This window comes from Allobosea sp. Leaf344, from assembly GCF_001426225.1.
Classification (GTDB): Bacteria; Pseudomonadota; Alphaproteobacteria; order Rhizobiales; family Beijerinckiaceae; genus Allobosea.
Genome location: NZ_LMRT01000009.1, coordinates 399,396 through 416,272, shown reverse-complemented (window position 1 = coordinate 416,272; position 16,877 = coordinate 399,396). Strand labels below are relative to the sequence as shown.

Genomic DNA, 16,877 nt, shown 5'->3' with positions numbered 1-16,877 from the left:
TTTGCGGGCGTCTCGGCAATCGCGGCGCCGCTTCAGGTGAAGGCGGTTTTCAGGTCGAGCGTCTCGCGGCTGCCGATCGCGGCGTAATGGCGCTTCAGCCAGCTCCTGGCGGCTTTGCGGCCGATGTCGCGCAGCCGCAGCAGGAAGTCCCATTCGGCGTTGAGCCGCGAGGAGGAGGTGAGCTCGCCAAGCGCCTTGCCGCCGTCGATCCGGTGCATCAGCACGCGCTTGTACTCGTCGGTCGGCAGCTTGCCGGCATCGACCAGGCGGTTGACGAAATCGATGGCGCGCAGCTCGCGCAGGAGCGAGGCGTTGAAGGTGATCTCGTTCAGCCGGTCCTGGATGTCGCGCGCCCGGGTCGGCAGCTTGCGCCGTTCGAGCGGGTTGATCTGGACCAGCAGGATGTCGTCGCAGACCGCTTCGTAGAACAGCGGGAACAGCGCCGGATTGCCCATATAGCCGCCGTCCCAATAGGCGTCCTTGCCGATCTCGACCGCCTGGAAGACCATGGGCAGGCAGGCGGAGGCCATCAGATGGTCCGCCGTCAGCTCCGGCCGCTCGAAGACGCGGATCTTGCCCGTCCGGACATTGGTGGCGGCGATGAAGAGCTTGACGCCGTCGCAGGCGCGGACCTTGTCGAAATCGATCAGGTCCGAGATCACCCCGCGCAGCGGGTTGATGTTCAGCGGGTTGACGTCATAGGGGCTGGCGACCTTCGAGAACAGCTCGAACCAGAGCATGCCCGGCGGCGTGCCGGCGCTGTTGCCCCAGGCGCCCAGCATCGTGTCGATCAGCGATCGTTCGGAACCGCCATAGTTGCCGTCGACGCTGATCGCGCGCCAGAACGCCTCGAGCTTGGTGCGGGCGCCGTCGATCCCGCCCTCGATCCAGCCCTCGCTGAGCACGACGGCGTTGATCGCCCCCGCGCTGGTGCCCGACAGCGCTTCGATGGCGAGGCGCCCATCCTCCAGCAGCGCGTCGAGCACCCCCCAGGTGAAGGCGCCATGCGCGCCTCCGCCCTGCAAGGCGAGCGAGACCGTCTTTTCCGCCTTGGGGCCGGCGAGGCCCCGGATCGGGGCGCTGCGACGGCGACCGGTCACGCCGCGGTCCAGCCGCCATCCATCGGCAGCGTCGTGCCGGTGATCGACTTGGCGGCGTCGGTGCAGAGGAAGACGGCGAGCGCCGCCACCTGCTCGACCGTGACGAATTCCTTGGTCGGCTGCGCGGTCAGCAGCACGTCGTTGATCACCTGCTCCTTGCTCAGCCCGCGGGCCTTCATGGTGTCGGGGATCTGCTTCTCGACCAGAGGCGTCCAGACATAGCCGGGCGCGATCGCGTTGACGGTGATGCCCTTGGTCGCCACCTCCAGCGCCACGGTCTTGGTGAAGCCGGCGATGCCGTGCTTGGCCGCGACATAGGCGCTCTTGAAGGGCGAGGCGACGAAGGCATGGGCGGAGGCGGTGTTGATGATCCGGCCCCAGCCCTTCGCCTTCATCTTGGGCAGCGCGGCACGGGTGGCGTGGAAGGCGGAAGACAGGTTGATCGCGATGATCTGATCCCATTTCTCCAGCGGGAATTCGTCGACGGGGGCGACGTGCTGGATCCCGGCATTGTTGACCAGGATGTCGACGGCGCCGAACTCCCGCTCGGCGAGGGCGATCATCCCGGCGATCTCGGCCGGCTTGGTCATGTCGGCGGGGGAGAAGGCGACCGCGACGCCGAACTCGCTGGCCAGGCCGGCGCGCAGCGCCTCGGCTTCAGCCTCCGGCATGATGCCGTTGATGACCAGATTGGCGCCTTCGGCGGCCAGCGCACGGGCATAGGCCAGGCCGATCCCGGAGGTGGAGCCGGTGATGGCGGCACAGCGATCTTTTAGAAACATGAGCGTCAAAGCTCCTGACAGGGGAGAGAAAAATGCTTAAGTTCCGGGCGAGCAGGCGGGCTGGCCCGCCTTCCCCAGATGGATGTCGGCAGGTTGCCCGATGTCTCATTGCAACGCAACATGAGCCGCATGCACGCCGACAGCACCGACCCTCACCGCCCCCATCAGCATCGCGAATCCGCCCGTGCGGATGCGCATCAGGGGGAGTGTCGGCACGCCCATGATCATCGTCACCATGCGGCGCAGGCGCTGGAGCGGGCGGAGCGCGTCTGCCGCGAGCGCGGCCTGAGGATGACCCCGATCCGGCGCAAGGCGCTGGAGGCGCTGCATGGCGACCACCGGCCGATCGGCGCCTATGACCTCGCCGACCGGATCTCGCCCGCCGGCGGCCGGCGCCTGGCGCCGATCTCGATCTATCGGGCGCTGGATTTCCTGGTCGAGCAGGGCTTCGTGCACCGGCTCTCCTCGCGAAACGCCTTCATCGCCTGCCTGCACGGGCATGGCGCCGATGATGTCGTCGCCTTCCTGATCTGCGAGGCCTGCGGCGGCGTCGACGAGGATTCCTCGCCGGCGATGAAGCAGGCGGTGGGGCTGATCGCGCAGGAGCGGCGCTTCGCGCCCTCGCATCAGGTGGTCGAGATCGTCGGGCTCTGCGAGCATTGCCGCAACGGCGCCAACAGCGGGAAGCGGGCATGAACGAGCGTGTCGCACCGGCCTGCCTGCCGGAGGTGGCCGGGCCGCAGCCGCGGCGGATGACGGTCCCGGTCGCGGTCGGCTCCGTCATCGTCGGCGGCGGCGCGCCGATCGTCGTGCAGTCGATGACCAATACCGACACCGCCGACATCGCAGGGACGGTGGCGCAGGTCGCGGCGCTGGCCCGCCAGGGCTCGGAGCTGGTCCGCATCACCGTCGATCGCGACGAGGCGGCGGCGGCCGTGCCGCATATCCGCGAGAGGCTGGAGCGGATCGGCGTCGAGGTGCCGCTGGTCGGCGATTTCCATTATATCGGCCACAAGCTGCTGGCGGAGCATCCGGCCTGTGCCGAGGCGCTGGCGAAATACCGCATCAACCCCGGCAATGTCGGGTTCAAGGACAAGAAGGACCGGCAATTCGGGCAGATCGTCGAGCTCGCGATCCGGCATGGCAAGGCCGTGCGCATCGGCGCAAACTGGGGCTCGCTCGACCAGGAGCTGCTGACGGTGCTGATGGACCGGAACGCGCTCTCCGCCACGCCGCTCGATGCGCGGGCGGTGATGCGCGAGGCGATGGTGCAGTCGGCGCTGCTGTCGGCGCAGCGGGCCGAAGAGATCGGGCTCGCGCGGGACCGGATCATCCTCTCGGCCAAGGTTTCCGGGGTGCAGGATCTGATCGCCGTCTACCGCATGCTGGCGGAGCGCGCCGATTACGCCATCCATCTCGGCCTCACCGAGGCGGGCATGGGCTCCAAGGGCATCGTCGCCTCCTCGGCGGCGCTCGGCATCCTGCTGCAGGAGGGGATCGGCGACACGATCCGCTTCTCGCTGACGCCGGAGCCGGGCGGCGACCGGACGCTGGAGGTCAAGGCGGCGCAGGAATTGCTGCAGACCATGGGTTTCCGCGCCTTCGTGCCGCTGGTCGCGGCCTGCCCCGGCTGCGGACGCACGACCTCGACGGTGTTCCAGGAACTGGCGCGCGACATCCAGAGCTGGATCTCCAGCTCGATGCCGGAGTGGAAGACGCGCTATCCCGGTGTCGAGACGCTGAACGTCGCGGTGATGGGCTGCATCGTCAACGGCCCCGGCGAATCCAAGCACGCCGATATCGGCATCTCCCTGCCCGGGACAGGGGAGGCGCCGGTGGCGCCGGTCTTCGTCGACGGGCGCAAGGTCGCGACCCTTCGCGGGGCGGGCATCGCCAATGAGTTCAAGGCGATGGTCGATGATTACGTGGCGCGCCGCTACGGCCTCGGCGGGGGTGCCGCATGAGACGGCTCGCCGGGCTGTGGGCAGCCCGGCTTTGCGCCGGCTTCGACACGTGATACAGCCCGCGGCCTTTCGCTGCATCGCAGCATCCTCGGAGTTCCCGCATGGGGCACGATAATCAGGATCGTCCGGACCAGACCCGTCCGGAGGATCACCGCTCCGGTCTCGACGACGGCCATGGCGGTAGCAGGCCTTCCCATTCGACCGGCAGCTATGCGGCGCTCGCGCTGGGTGCGCTGGGCGTGGTCTATGGCGATATCGGCACCAGCCCGCTCTACGCGCTGCGCGAGACCGTGCTCGCCGCGACCGGCTCCGTCGCCGGTGGCCATGGCGGCGCGGTCGACATCGCGCTGACGACGGCGGTCCCGCGCGAGGTGATCATCGGCGTGCTGTCGCTGATCCTGTGGTCGCTCGTCATCGTGGTGACGCTGAAATACGTCGTGCTGCTGCTCTCGGCCGATAATAACGGTGAGGGCGGCACGCTGACGCTGGTCGCGCTGGCGCAGCGGGCGCTGGGCCGGATGCGGGGCGGCGTGGTGCTGTTCCTCGGCATGGCCGGCGCCGCGCTGTTCTACGGCGATGCGGTGATCACCCCGGCGATCTCCGTGCTCTCGGCGGTGGAAGGCATCAAGCTGGTGACGCCGGCGCTGGAGGACTATGTCGTCACCATCGCATCCGGCATCCTGATCGCGCTGTTCCTGGTGCAGAGCCGGGGCACGGCGAAGGTCGCGAATTTCTTCGGGCCGCTGATGCTGATCTGGTTCACCGTGCTGGCCGGGCTCGGCATCTATCACATCGCCGACGATGTCGGCGTCTTCGCCTCGATCAACCCCTATTGGGGCGTGCGCTTCTTCTACGACCATCCCGGCGTCTCGCTCGCCGTGCTGGGTTCGGTCTGCCTGGCGGTGACGGGGGCGGAGGCGCTCTATGCCGATATGGGGCATTTCGGCCGCGGGCCGATCCGCAGCGCCTGGATCTTCATGGTGTTTCCGGCGCTGTGGCTCAATTATCTCGGCCAGGGCGCGCTGATCCTCTCGGACCCCACCGCGATCGACAATCCCTTCTACAAGCTCGCGCCGGAAGGCCTGATCCTGCCGCTGGTGGTGATGGCGACGATGGCGACCATCATCGCCAGCCAGGCGGTGATCACCGGGGCCTTCTCGCTGACGCGCCAGGCGATCCAGCTCGGGCTGCTGCCGCGGCTGGAGATCCGCCACACCTCGGAGACCACTTCGGGCCAGATCTACATCCCGCGGGTCAACACCCTGCTGCTCGTGGTGGTGCTGGTGCTGGTCTGGACCTTCCGCACCTCCTCCAACCTGTCGCACGCCTATGGCATCTCCGTCTTCGGCGCGATGATGGTGGATTCGCTCCTGGCCTTCATCGTGATCTGGAAGGGCTGGCGCTGGGGGCTGCTCGCTACCATCGCCGTGGTCACCCCGTTCCTGATCATCGACATCGCCTTCGTCTCGGCCAATCTGCTCAAGCTGTTCAGCGGCGGCTATGTGCCGGTGCTGCTCGCCATCATCCTGATCGCGCTGATGTGGACCTGGGTGCGCGGCACCAAGATCCTCTTCGACAAGACGCGCAAGACCGATGTGCCGCTGCTCGAGCTGGTGGGGATGCTGTCCAAGAGCCCGCCGCACCGGGTCAAGGGCATGGCCGTCTTCCTGACCAGCGATCCCGAGACCGCGCCCGCCTCGCTGCTGCATAATCTGAAGCACAACAAGGTGCTGCATGAGCGCAACGTGATCCTGACCGTGCGCTCCGCCGATACGCCGCGCGTGACGGACGAGGAGCGAGTCCGGCTGTCACGCATCACCGATGATTTCTGGCGCGTCGAAATGGTCTATGGCTACATGGAGAGCCCGAACGTGCCCAAGGGCCTCGCCATCCTGCGCAAACAGGGCTTCAAGTTCGACATCATGTCGACCTCGTTCTTCCTGTCGCGCCGCTCGATCAAGGCCTCGCCGCAATCGGGCATGCCGGTCTGGCAGGATAATTTCTACATCAGCCTGACCAAGAGCGCGACGGACGCGACGAGCTTCTTCCAGATACCGACCGGGCGCGTCGTCGAGGTCGGCACCCAGGTCACGGTCTGAGCCGCGCCTCACCGCCTGCGCCGATGCCGGCTCAGTCCAGCCGGGCCGAGCCTTCCGGCTTGGCGCGGACGCGCTCGCGATACAGGAGGTAGAGCCCCGAGGCGATAACGATGGCGGCGCCGCCGAAGGTCCAGCCATCCGGGAACTGGCCGAACACGAACCAGCCGAGCAGGATCATCCAGACGATCTGCGAATAGATGAAGGGCGCCAGCACGGTCGCCGGCGCGAGCCGGTGGGCGAGGATCAGCAGCCAATGGCCGAAGCCGCCGAAGACGCCGGTGGCGAACATCACCAGCCAGGGCAGCCAGCCCTCCGGCGTCGACCAGAACCAGGGCAGCAGCGGCAGCACCGCCAGCGTGCCGGCGACGCCCGAATAGACCATGGTGGTCTCCGGCGGATCGACCGTGGAGAGCATGCGCGTCGCCAGGGAGTAGAAGGCGTAGCAGATGCAGCCGCCGACGCTCAGAAAGGCCGCCGGATGCATGCCGCCGAGGCCCGGGCGGGTGATGACCAGCACGCCGAGGAAGCCGATGACGATCGCGACCAGCCGGCGCGGCCCCGGCCATTCGCCGAGCAGCGGGCCCGACAGCAGCGCCACCAGCAGCGGCGTCGCGAACATGATCGAGACGGTCTCGGCGAGCTGCAGATATTTCAGCGCGAAGAAATTCAGCGCGGTCGAGCCGAGCAGGAGCAGCGAGCGCAGCATCTGCAGCTTCAGCCGCCCGGTGCGCAGAATGCCGGGATGGCTGATCGGGTTGAGCAGCGCCAGGACCAGGATCATGCTGCCGGCATAGCGGGCGAAGACGACCTGGAGCGGGTCGACCACGCCGGCGAGCCATTTGGCGCTGGCGTCCAGCATAGCGAAGAGCAGGACGGCGCCGCACATCAGGCCGATGGCCAGCAACCGGTTGCGGGCGGTCTCGGGCGGAAGGGGGAGGGCGGCTGGCAAGGACCGTTCCGTCATGCGTGAGGAGTATGACGGACGAGGTTTAACCGATTATCCTGCCTGAACAGTCAAGCTGCGCATGAGCTCCATGCGCCGATCAGGAGTCGCTGTCGATCTCTTCCGCCTCGCCATCGGCCTCCTCGACCTCGGCGCCGGCCTTGGACAGACCCTTCGCCGCCTTGCGCAGGAGCTTGCGCAGCTGCTTGCGCTCTTTCGCGTCCAGCCGCTCCAGGAGTTCCTCCTCGACCTGGTTCCAGACCGCATCGAGCGTCGCAGCCGTCTTCTGCCCGCTTTCGGTCAGCGCCACCTGGACGAGGCGGCCATCGCGATTGCCGCCCTCGCGCGTGACAAGGCCCTGGAGCGACAGGCGGCCGATCGTCTTGGAGACGGTGGGCGGCTTCACCCGGAGCAGGGCCGCCAGCTCGCCCATCGTCATCGGCGCGGCCTGCAGCGCCTTCAGCGCCTGTTCCTGGCCGGGAAACAGTCCGAGCGCGTTGAGCCGCTCGCCCATGCGCGCGCGGTGAAGCCGTGCGGTGACGAGGAGGGCCCGGCCCACGCTCTTCTCCAGCGATTTGGTCATAAGCCGGTCCTCGCTAATCGTTGCCCTGTTCGTTCGCCGGCTGTCAGATTACGTGTCCGCATGACAGGCTGATGACGATAGGGCAAGAGGAGAATCATAAACTGCGCAATCGCCGGCCGATCCGGTCGAGAAAGGCGGCTCGGCTGGAAGGGGTCGAGCGGTTCATGTCGTAATGGGCGAGATAGAGCGGCCTCGCGGCGGGGTGGCAGACCGCGCGCAGCGCGCGGCGGACGATCTTGCGCGGCGGATCGCCCATCAGCCAGGCGCGCCAGCGCGTGCCGCCATAGGTGGTGACCGCGACGAGCCTGCGGATGTTCCAGAGATTGGGCCGGACCTTGCCATCGACCAGTTTGAAAGAGACGCCCGGGAGGAAGACCCTGTCGAAGAACCCCTTGAGGATCGCGGGATAGCCGAAATTCCAGACTGGGAAGCACAGCACCAGCGCCTCCGCAGCCTGCAGCCTGCGGACATACTCCGCGACCGGGGCGGTATTACCGGCGAGGTCGTGATAGCCGACGCGTTCCTGCCGGCTGAGCACGGCCTCGAAGCCCTCGGCATAGAGGTCGCAATCATCGACCTCGTGGCCGGCCTCGCGCAGGGCCCGCAGCGCGGCGGCATGCAGCGCCGCGCCATAGCTCGCTGGGTCGGGATGGGCGTAGAGCAGAAGGACCCGCATCGCCTCAGCCGATGCCCGCTTCCGACAGGCTGCGGAACAGGAAGGTCTTGCCCGAGCGGTAATCGTAATCCGGATCCTCCCAGGCGATCATCTTGCCGGGATTGAGCAGGCCCTGCGGATCGGCCTCGCGCTTGAAGGCGAGCTGCGCCGCGTCGGTCTGCTTCATGCCGCCTTCCTCGAGGGTATAGCGGTGCGGATTGAAGATCGGCGCGCCCATCTCCTCGTGGATCGCCATGATCTCCTCCAGCCGCTCTTCCGAGGTGAAGCGCACCAGAGGCAGGCCGAAACAGGTGACCTTGCCGTCGAAGCGGACGAATTCGAGATGGCAGAGCACCTCGTCGCCGAAGCGGGCATGGATCCGGTCGACGAGATCGACCTGGTCCGGGAACGGGTACAGGACCTGGAGATAGGTGATGCTCGGGTCGACGCGGAGGGCGCGCAGGGTGGTGTGGTTCCAGCCGAGCTCGTAGCCCGGCGGCAGGCCTTTGGCATCCTCGGGCGAGAGCCGGTCCGAGCGCATCAGCAAGGCGGCGCCGCTGAAGCGCCTGGCATAGGCGAGGAGAGAATCGACCGCGAAATCCGCCGCCATGACGATGACGACATGGCTGTCGCGGGGCAGGAATTTGCGGTGGCGCAGCAGGTAGTCGTGCGGGGCCGGCGCGGCGATGACGCTGAGGTTCTTGAGCGCCAGCCCGTCCTGCTCGCCGAGCCGGTTGGCGAAATCGGTCGCGGCGCGGAGCGTGTCGAAGCCCAGGATCACGTCGACCCACTCATAGGCCGGGGCGAGCGGCATCTCGACCTCGGTGATGATGCCGTTGGTGCCATAGGCATGGGCGACCTTGTGCAGATCCTCGCCCGTCAGCTCGAGGATGCGCGGCGTCGCCTCCATGGTCGCGACCTTGAGCCGGATGATGTTGCCCCAGTCGCGCAGCCCGCCCCATTTGATCGAGCCGACACCGCCGGACCCGCCGGCGATGAAGCCGCCGACGGAGGCGGTCTGGTAGGTCGAGGGATGCAGGCGCAGCTCCTGCCGGGAATGGGCGCGGGTCTGCTCGTCGATCCTCGCCATGATCGCGCCGGGCTCGGCGACATAACGGCCGGGCGCGATCGCGGTCACGGCGTTGAAGCCGGCGAGATCGAGCAGCACGCCGCCCGCGAGCGGCATGGCCTGGCCGTAATTGCCGGTGCCCGTGCCGCGCGGCGTCACCGGGATGCCGAGCGCATGGCAGGCGGCGAGCGTCTCCAGCACCTGCGCCTCGCTGGTCGGCGAGACGATGATGTCGGCGGTGACATGGTCGAGCTGGCGCTTCAGCGTCGGCGAATACCAGAAGAAGTCGCGGCTCTTCTGCTTGACCAGCGCCGGATTGTCCTCGGTGCGGATGCCGTTCAGCCGGCTCTTCAGGGCAGCGATGTCGTAGCGGGCGCTCATGCGTTCGGGCTCATCAGATGGTCGAGTTCGCGGTAATCGGGCAGGGTGCGGTCGATCGCGCGACCCCCGACCAGCACGGTCCGGTCGGATTGCGGGCGGGCGAAGAGCTCGGTCCAGTCGCGGGCGCGGGTGAGGATCAGCCCGGCCGGGCCGCCGGGCGCGAGCAGCCCCGCCTGCCCGAGCCCCATGATCGCGGCGGGGGCGCGGGCGACGCCGCAGCACCAATCGGGCCCGGCATGATCGAGCTGGAGGATGCGGGTGCCCTCGCGCAGCACCTCGATCAGGTCGAGATCGCCATAGGCGTAGAACGGGTCGCGGGTGTTGTCGGAGGCGATCATCACCGGCACCCCCGCCGCGGCGAGTTCGTGCATCGCGGTGACGCCGCGCCAGCGCGGGGTGCGGCCGGGCTGGCGATCCTGCAGATACATGTTGCACATCGGCAGCGAGACCACGGCGATCCCCGCCTCCTTGACCTTGGCGATGATGCGCGCCTCGTCCTGCGGCTCCTGCAGCGCGAGCGAGCAGCAATGCCCGCACAGGATCCTGCCCTGGAAGCGGTGGCGGCGCGCCGCATCGGCGATGTGCTCGAGCGAGCGGGCGGTGGGGTCGTTGGTCTCGTCGACGTGGAAATCGAGGTCGAAACCATTGTCGATGGCGGTACGGAAGACGATGTCGAGCGCCGCGTCGAGCTCCGGGATCATATAGGAGACGCAGCCGAAGATGCCGTCGCCATGGCGCCGCACCGCCGCCGCGACCTCGCTCACATGGGCTGCGTCCAGCGCGAACTGGATGCCGAAGAGCGGCGTCGCCTGCAGCGCGATCCGATCCGCCCATTCCGCCCTGAGCTCGGCCAGCACCGGCCAGGAAATGCCGATCTGCTTGCCGAGCGAATCGATATGGGTGCGGATCGCGCCGGTGCCATGGGCGAAGGCGCTGCGCAGCCCGAATTCCATGCGGGTGCGGACATCCCGCGCCGACCAATTGGCCTCGCGATCGGCCATCACGCTGTTCAGCGCGCCCATGAAGCTGCCGTCGGGATTGCGCCGGCGCGGCCAGATATGGCCCTTGTCGAGATGGACATGGATGTCGACCAGGCGGGGCAGCACGATGCCGCCGTCGAGATCGAGCGAGGCGGCATCGTCCGGCGCCTCCGTCCCGGCCGGCAGGACAGAGCCGATCAGCCCGTCGGCGATCGCGATATCGACCAGAGCGAAGCCGTCGCGATCGGCCGCCAGAGCGGCGGCATCGGTCAGGCAGCGCGGGATGCGGGCATTGCGGAGGCGGAAGGCGGGGTCGGGCGGGAGCGCTGCAAAACCGGTGGTCACGTCGTGCGTCTCTCGCTGCTCGGACTGAAGGACTGGCGTAACCGCCACAATGTCGGGCGGCAAGGGCGGAAGGCAAGAGCTCGGGGCAGAGCTCGCCTCGCCGCGCGGCGTGCAAGCAAGAGCGGTGCCGGCGGCCTCGCCGAAGCTTGCCCTGCCGCGCCCGATCGCGCATGAGGGCGGCGAGCAGCCGGAAGGGGTTTGGCCATGGCGGAACAGGCGCGCATCATCGACGGCAAGGCGGCGGCGGCGGCGCTGCGGGCGCAGATCGGGCAGGAGATCGCCGCGATCAAGGCCGCCACGGGCCTGGTCCCCGGCCTGCACGTCGTGCTCGTCGGGGAGGATCCGGCCAGCCGGGTCTATGTCAACTCCAAGGAAAAGCTCGCCGCCGAGATCGGCATGAATTCGGCCGTGCATCGCCTGCCGGCGGAGACCAGCGAGGCCGAGCTGCTCGCGAAAGTCGCGGCGCTGAATGCCGACGACAGCGTCGACGGGATCCTGGTGCAGCTGCCGCTGCCGCCCCAGATCGATGCCGACCGGGTGATCGACGCCATCGACCCCGCCAAGGATGTCGACGGTTTCCACTTGGTCAATGTCGGCCGGCTGGCCTCCGGCCGGGCGACGCTGATCCCCTGTACGCCTCTGGGCTCGATGCTGCTGCTGAAGCAACTGCTGCCCTCGCTGGCGGGGCTGGAAGCCGTGGTGATCGGCCGCTCGGCGATCGTCGGCAAGCCGATGGCGCAGCTGCTGCTGCAGGCCGATTGCACGGTCACCATCGCCCACTCCCGCACCAAAGACCTGCCTGGCGTGGTCCGGCGCGCCGATCTCGTGGTCGCGGCGGTGGGCCGCCCGCTCTTCGTCAAGGGCGACTGGATCAAGCCCGGCGCCACCGTCATCGATGTCGGGATCAACCGGCTGCCGGATGGCAGGCTGGTCGGCGACGTCGATTTCGCCGAGGCGGTCGCGGTGGCCGGGGCGATCACGCCGGTGCCGGGCGGCGTCGGCCCGATGACCATCGCCTGCCTGCTGCGCAACACGCTGACGGCGTTTCACGCCCGCCGCGGCGACGGCGCCCGGGCCTAGCGTCCGACCGCCGGCCCGAAGACCAGGAAGCGGCGGCGGTCGAAGCCGGCCGCCCGCAGATCCTCATCGGCGATGGTCATGGCCACATCGATCAGCGGCGGCTCGCGCCGCGTCGCCAGGAGCTCGCCGATCTGTCCCTGGGCGCGCGGCAGATCGAGCGCGTAATCGATGACCAGCACCGCGGCGGCCTCGGCCAGCGCCAGCAAATGCGGCGGGGCCGCCGCCGCGCTGCCGAAGGGGCGCAGCGACAGGCCGAGCAGAACCAAGGCGAGATCGGGTTCCGGCTCGAGCGCGACCGTCTGCAGCTTGGCGGGAATGTGACGGACCCGGCAGGGACGGCCGTTCAGCATCTCCGCGCCGAAGTCCGGGATCTTCGGGTCGATCACCGTCACGCTATCGGGCGCATGATGCAGGAAATGCGTCAGCGGCAGGCCCGCCCCGCCGATCTCGACGATGTGCCGGCAGCCGCGCACCGCATGGGCGGCGAGGACCTGGCGAAGACAGGCCGCTTGTCCCGACAGATGCGGCAGCAGCACGCCGGCCGGCGCGTCGCGCCCATCGGCCGGGCCGGGCTGCGCGCTGGCCTTTGTGCCGGCGCTTGCATATGGTCCGCCCGCTTTCATTCCCGTCCTTCCCAGCCCCGGCATGACCCAGACCACGCCCCCGGACGCCTTCTACGACATCCTGCGCGGCGTCGCAGCCCTGACCGGGAACCCGATCGTCGGCGATCTCGCGCGGCTGGTGGCGGAGGAGATGCCGGCCGAGCTGTGGATCGCCTTCAACCACAAGCAGATCGGCTCGAAGCGCTGGCTGGTCGATGCGCTGGCGCAGGTGCTGCCGCGCCCGCAGGGCCCGGTCTGGGTGCTCGGCGCCTGGTATGGCGTGCTGGGCGCGATGCTGCTCGGCGACGAGCGGCTCGCGATCGGCGAGGTCGTCAGCCTCGATCTCGATCCGGCCTGCGCGCCCGTGGCCGAGAGGCTGAACCGCCGCCACCTCGCCGCGGGACGGTTCCGGGCGCTCACCGGCGACATGATGGCGCTGGATCTCGCGCGGCAGCAGCCTGCGCCCGGCCTCGTCATCAATACCAGTTGCGAGCATCTGCCCGATGTCCCGGGCTGGCTCGCGCGGCTGCCGGCCGGGCTGCCCGTGCTGCTGCAATCCAATGATTACGTGCGCGAGCCGGACCATCTCAGCTGCGTCGCCTCGCTCGACGCCTTTACGGCGCAGGCGCGGCTGAGCGAGGTCTGGTTCGCCGGCGAGCTGGCGACCCGCAACTATACCCGCTTCATGCTGATCGGGCGGCGATGAGCGCGCCCGCCCCGCGCCTCGCCATCGCGATGAAGGGCTATCCGCGCCTGTCGGAAACCTTCATCGCGCAGGAGCTGCTCGGCCTGCAGGAGCGCGGGCTGTCCTTCGCGATCTGGTCGCTGCGCCAGCCGACCGATGCCGACCGGCACCTGATGCACAAGGCGATCACCGCGCCACTGCATTACCTCCCGGAATATCTGCGCGACGCGCCGAAGCGGGTGCTCAGGGGGGTGTTCGGCGCGCTCCTTCGCCCGGCGCTGCCCCGGCTGCTCCTGGTCTTCCTGCGCGACCTCATCCGCGACCCGACGCGCAACCGTCTGCGACGCTTCGGCCAGGCGCTGGTGATGGCGCATGAGCTGCCGCCCGGTACCGCGCATCTCCACGTGCATTTCCTGCACACGCCGGCCTCGGTGGTGCGCTATGCCGCGCTGCTGCGCGGGCTCAGCTGGTCGTTCTCGGCCCATGCCAAGGATATCTGGACGACGCCCGATTGGGAGAAGCGCGAGAAGATCGCCGCCGCCGCCTGGGGCGTGACCTGCACGCGCGACGGGCATGGCGAGCTGATGCGCCTGTCGGACGGTGCGCAAAAGGTGACGCTGCTCTATCACGGGCTCGATCTGCGGCGCTTTCCGGATCCGCCGGTGCGTCCGCCTCGCGACGGCGCCGATCCGGGCGAGCCGGTGCGCCTGCTCAGCATCGGCCGGGCCGTGGCCAAGAAGGGCTTCGACGATCTGCTGGCGGCGCTGGCGCTGCTGCCGACGGGGCTGCATTGGCGGCTGGTCCATATCGGCGGCGGCGAGCTGATGGCGTCGCTGAAGCGGCAGGCGCAGGTACTGGGCCTGGCGGATCGGATCGAATGGCGCGGGGCGCAGGCCCAGGAGGCGGTGATCGCGGCGCTGCGCGAGGCCGATCTCTTCGTGCTGCCCTCGAAGCAGGCCGGCGACGGCGATCGCGACGGGCTGCCCAATGTGGTGATGGAAGCGGCGAGCCAGGGGCTGGCGATCGTGGCGACGCGCTTCGCCGGAATCCCGGAATTCGTCACCGACGGGGTCGAGGGGCTGCTCGTGCCGCCCGGGGATCATGCGGCGCTGGCGCGGGCCCTGGCGGCGCTGATGGGCGCGCCGGCGCGCCGGCAGGCGCTCGGCGCCGCGGCGCATCGGCGGCTGGTCGACGATTTCGCGGCCGATGCCGGGCTCGACCGGGTGCATCGCGCTTTGCTGCGCGCGCTGGCGGAGGCCGGCTGATGGCGCGCATCCTGATCGCGGTGACGCATCTGCTCGGCAGCGGCCATCTGGTGCGCTCCGGCCATCTCGCGCGCGCGCTGGCCCAGGCCGGTCACGAGGTCATGGTGGCGAGCGGCGGCATGCCGTTGCGGCCGATGCGAGACGAGCCCTTCGGCTTCCTGCAGCTGCCGCCGGTGCGGATCGAGGGCGTCGCCTTCGGCACGCTGCTCGACGAGGCGGGGGCGCCGATCGACCGGCAGCGGCGGGAGAGCCGCATCGCGCAACTCGTCGCGCTGGCTACGCGCTTCCGGCCCGATTGCGTCGTCACCGAGCATTTTCCGTTCGGGCGCCGGCAATTGGCGGAGGAGTTCCTGGCGCTGATCGAGGCCGCGCGGCAGGCGAATCGCGCGGTTCTCGTACTGGCCTCGGTGCGGGATGTGCTGGTGACGCCGCGCCCGGACAGGGTGGCGCAGGCGCATGAGCGTCTGGCCGATCTCTATGATGGCGTGCTGGTCCATGGCGATCGCCGCTTCCTGCCGCTCGATCGCTCCTGGCCGGTCGCGCCGGAGCTGGCCGAGCGGCTGCATTACACCGGCTATCTCGATCAGCCCGCCCCCCGCGACGCCGCTGCCGCCACAGCCGAGAGCGGCGAGATCCTGGTATCGGGCGGCGGGTCCGGCGCCGCCTTGCCGCTCTTCGAGCTCTGTCTGGAGGCGGCGCGCCTGCTGCCCTCGCGCCGCTTTCGCCTGCTGGCCGGCCGCGGCCTCGAGGCTTCGGCCTTCGCGCGGCTGCAGAGCCGGGCGCCGGCCCATGTGCTGGTGGAGTGGGCGCGGCCGGATTTCCCCGCGCTGCTTGCCTCCTGCGCGCTGTCGATCAGCCAGGCCGGCTATAATACGGTGCTCGACCTGCTGCGCGCCGGGAGGCCGGCCATCGTCGTGCCCTTCGATGCCGGCAACGAGACCGAGCAGGCGATGCGGGCGAGGGCGATGGCGGAGGCCGGGCTCGCCTCCTGCCTGCGTCTGGACGGGCTCGACCCGGAGGCGCTGGCGGCGGAGGTGGAGCGGCAGCTGGCAATCCGCCCGACCCCGGCGAGGATCGACCGCGACGGCGCGGCGGGTGCGGTCGCCGCCATGGCGCGGCTGCTGCGAAACCGGCGGACGCCGCTCGCCGCCGAGGCCGCCACCTAGGCGCGGCCGGCGCGCCGGCAAGGCCGGTTCCGCCATGCGGGCATGCCTTGCGCGTATTGCCGCCTCCGTGCTTTGCGAATTGCCGGTGCCGGTCTTTCGCACTAATGAAGAGAAACAAGCCTCCCCTATCGGTCGGCCAAGGGACACCGGATGATCGCCCGGCTCACGGTCCTGCGCCCGGAGACAGAATGATGACGATGAAAACTGCCGCGGGCCTGCCCGACATCAAGCTGTCGGTGCGCCAGACCTTCGGGATCGATACGGATCTGGAAGTGCCGGCCTATTCGCAGCCCGAAGAGCATGTGCCCGATCTCGACCCGGATTACCGCTTTGACCGCGACACCACGATCGCGATCCTCGCCGGCTTCGCGCATAACCGCCGGGTGATGATTTCGGGCTATCACGGCACCGGCAAATCCACCCATATCGAGCAGGTCGCCGCCCGGCTGAACTGGCCCTGCGTGCGCGTCAATCTCGACAGCCACGTCTCCCGGCTCGATCTCGTCGGCAAGGATGCGATCGTCCTGAAGGAAGGCAAGCAGATCACCGAATTCCAGGACGGCATCCTGCCCTGGGCGCTGCAGAACAACATCGCGCTGGTCTTCGACGAATATGATGCCGGCCGTCCCGACGTGATGTTCGTGATCCAGCGCGTGCTGGAGCAGTCCGGCAAGCTGACGCTGCTCGACCAGAAGCGCGTCATCCGCCCGCATCCGGCCTTCCGTCTGTTCGCCACCGCCAATACGGTCGGTCTCGGCGATACGTCGGGCCTCTATCACGGCACGCAGCAGATCAACCAGGGCCAGATGGACCGCTGGTCGATCGTCACCACGCTGAACTACCTGCCGCACGACAACGAGGTGGCGATCGTGCTCGCCAAATCGAAGCACTACCAGACCGCGCCGGACGGCAAGGACATCATCAACAAGATGGTGCGCGTCGCCGATCTGACCCGCAACGCGTTCATGAACGGCGATCTCTCCACCGTGATGAGCCCGCGCACGGTGATCACCTGGGCCGAGAACGCCGCGATCTTCGGCGATATCGGCTTCGCCTTCCGCGTCACCTTCCTGAACAAATGCGATGAGATGGAGCGGACGCTGGTGGCCGAGTTCTACCAGCGCTCCTTCGGCAAGGAACTGCCGGAAAGCGCCGTGAACGTGGTGCTGAGCTGAGGT

At 68.8% G+C, this 16,877-nt stretch carries 16 protein-coding genes; 8 read left to right on the top strand and 8 right to left on the bottom strand.

Going from position 1 to position 16,877, the window contains the following annotated elements:
- Positions 1-32: 32 nt before the first annotated feature.
- Positions 33-1,100, bottom strand: a complete 1,068-nt coding sequence (locus tag ASG72_RS08010) for a patatin-like phospholipase family protein (RefSeq protein WP_056710827.1) — start codon at positions 1,098-1,100, stop codon at positions 33-35.
- On the bottom strand, positions 1,097-1,882 hold the full coding sequence (locus ASG72_RS08005; RefSeq protein ID WP_056710826.1) for a 3-hydroxybutyrate dehydrogenase: 786 nt from the start codon (positions 1,880-1,882) through the stop codon (positions 1,097-1,099). The genes ASG72_RS08010 and ASG72_RS08005 overlap by 4 nt, the downstream gene beginning before the upstream one ends.
- A 129-nt stretch (positions 1,883-2,011) precedes the next feature.
- Between ASG72_RS08005 and ASG72_RS08000 the strand changes: the two genes are divergently transcribed.
- The 3 genes from ASG72_RS08000 (at position 2,012) to ASG72_RS07990 (ending at position 5,945) form a co-directional block, all read left to right on the top strand.
- Positions 2,012-2,578 carry a Fur family transcriptional regulator gene (locus tag ASG72_RS08000; protein WP_082540202.1) on the top strand — a complete coding sequence of 189 codons (567 nt, stop codon included), beginning with the start codon at positions 2,012-2,014 and terminating at the stop codon, positions 2,576-2,578.
- Entirely contained in the window at positions 2,575-3,846 is a 1,272-nt protein-coding gene (gene ispG, locus ASG72_RS07995; protein ID WP_056710825.1) for a flavodoxin-dependent (E)-4-hydroxy-3-methylbut-2-enyl-diphosphate synthase, read from the top strand. The genes ASG72_RS08000 and ispG overlap by 4 nt, the downstream gene beginning before the upstream one ends.
- Positions 3,847-3,947: 101 nt before the next feature.
- Entirely contained in the window at positions 3,948-5,945 is a 1,998-nt protein-coding gene (locus tag ASG72_RS07990; protein ID WP_082540183.1) for a potassium transporter Kup, read from the top strand.
- 31 nt (positions 5,946-5,976) lie between these two features.
- Here ASG72_RS07990 and ASG72_RS07985 read toward each other — a convergent pair whose 3' ends face one another.
- From ASG72_RS07985 to ASG72_RS07965, 5 genes are all read right to left on the bottom strand, one after another.
- The gene (locus tag ASG72_RS07985) at positions 5,977-6,894 is read right to left on the bottom strand and encodes a DMT family transporter (RefSeq protein WP_244488734.1); all 918 of its coding nucleotides are present in this window, start codon (positions 6,892-6,894) and stop codon (positions 5,977-5,979) included.
- Between the two features lie 94 nt (positions 6,895-6,988).
- The gene (locus ASG72_RS07980) at positions 6,989-7,471 is read right to left on the bottom strand and encodes a MarR family transcriptional regulator (RefSeq protein ID WP_056710820.1); all 483 of its coding nucleotides are present in this window, start codon (positions 7,469-7,471) and stop codon (positions 6,989-6,991) included.
- A gap of 94 nt (positions 7,472-7,565) precedes the next feature.
- Complete coding sequence (locus tag ASG72_RS07975; RefSeq protein ID WP_056710819.1) at positions 7,566-8,147, bottom strand: NAD(P)H-dependent oxidoreductase; 582 nt, start codon at positions 8,145-8,147, stop codon at positions 7,566-7,568.
- A gap of 4 nt (positions 8,148-8,151) precedes the next feature.
- Complete coding sequence (locus ASG72_RS07970; RefSeq protein WP_056710817.1) at positions 8,152-9,576, bottom strand: FAD-binding oxidoreductase; 1,425 nt, start codon at positions 9,574-9,576, stop codon at positions 8,152-8,154.
- The gene (locus ASG72_RS07965; RefSeq protein ID WP_056710815.1) at positions 9,573-10,901 is read right to left on the bottom strand and encodes a cytosine deaminase; all 1,329 of its coding nucleotides are present in this window, start codon (positions 10,899-10,901) and stop codon (positions 9,573-9,575) included. Before ASG72_RS07965 ends, ASG72_RS07970 begins: the two co-directional genes overlap by 4 nt.
- A gap of 204 nt (positions 10,902-11,105) precedes the next feature.
- Between ASG72_RS07965 and folD the strand changes: the two genes are divergently transcribed.
- On the top strand, positions 11,106-11,981 hold the full coding sequence (gene folD, locus ASG72_RS07960) for a bifunctional methylenetetrahydrofolate dehydrogenase/methenyltetrahydrofolate cyclohydrolase FolD (protein ID WP_056711073.1): 876 nt from the start codon (positions 11,106-11,108) through the stop codon (positions 11,979-11,981).
- On the opposite strand, the gene ASG72_RS07955 is transcribed toward folD, so the two are convergent.
- On the bottom strand, positions 11,978-12,604 hold the full coding sequence (locus ASG72_RS07955) for a hypothetical protein (protein WP_056710813.1): 627 nt from the start codon (positions 12,602-12,604) through the stop codon (positions 11,978-11,980). The genes folD and ASG72_RS07955 overlap by 4 nt on opposite strands.
- Positions 12,605-12,626: 22 nt before the next feature.
- Here ASG72_RS07955 and ASG72_RS07950 point away from each other — a divergent pair, with 22 nt between their 5' ends.
- The 4 genes from ASG72_RS07950 (at position 12,627) to cobS (ending at position 16,874) form a co-directional block, all read left to right on the top strand.
- Positions 12,627-13,289: a hypothetical protein gene (locus ASG72_RS07950; RefSeq protein ID WP_056710811.1), complete on the top strand. Its 663-nt coding sequence runs from the start codon at positions 12,627-12,629 to the stop codon at positions 13,287-13,289.
- Entirely contained in the window at positions 13,286-14,533 is a 1,248-nt protein-coding gene (locus ASG72_RS07945; RefSeq protein ID WP_056710809.1) for a glycosyltransferase, read from the top strand. The genes ASG72_RS07950 and ASG72_RS07945 overlap by 4 nt, the downstream gene beginning before the upstream one ends.
- A complete protein-coding gene (locus ASG72_RS07940) occupies positions 14,533-15,699 on the top strand; it encodes a glycosyltransferase (RefSeq protein ID WP_056710808.1) in 1,167 nt (388 codons plus the stop codon). The genes ASG72_RS07945 and ASG72_RS07940 overlap by 1 nt, the downstream gene beginning before the upstream one ends.
- Before the next feature lie 188 nt (positions 15,700-15,887).
- Complete coding sequence (gene cobS / locus ASG72_RS07935) at positions 15,888-16,874, top strand: cobaltochelatase subunit CobS (RefSeq protein ID WP_056710806.1); 987 nt, start codon at positions 15,888-15,890, stop codon at positions 16,872-16,874.
- The last annotated feature ends 3 nt before the right edge of the window (positions 16,875-16,877 follow it).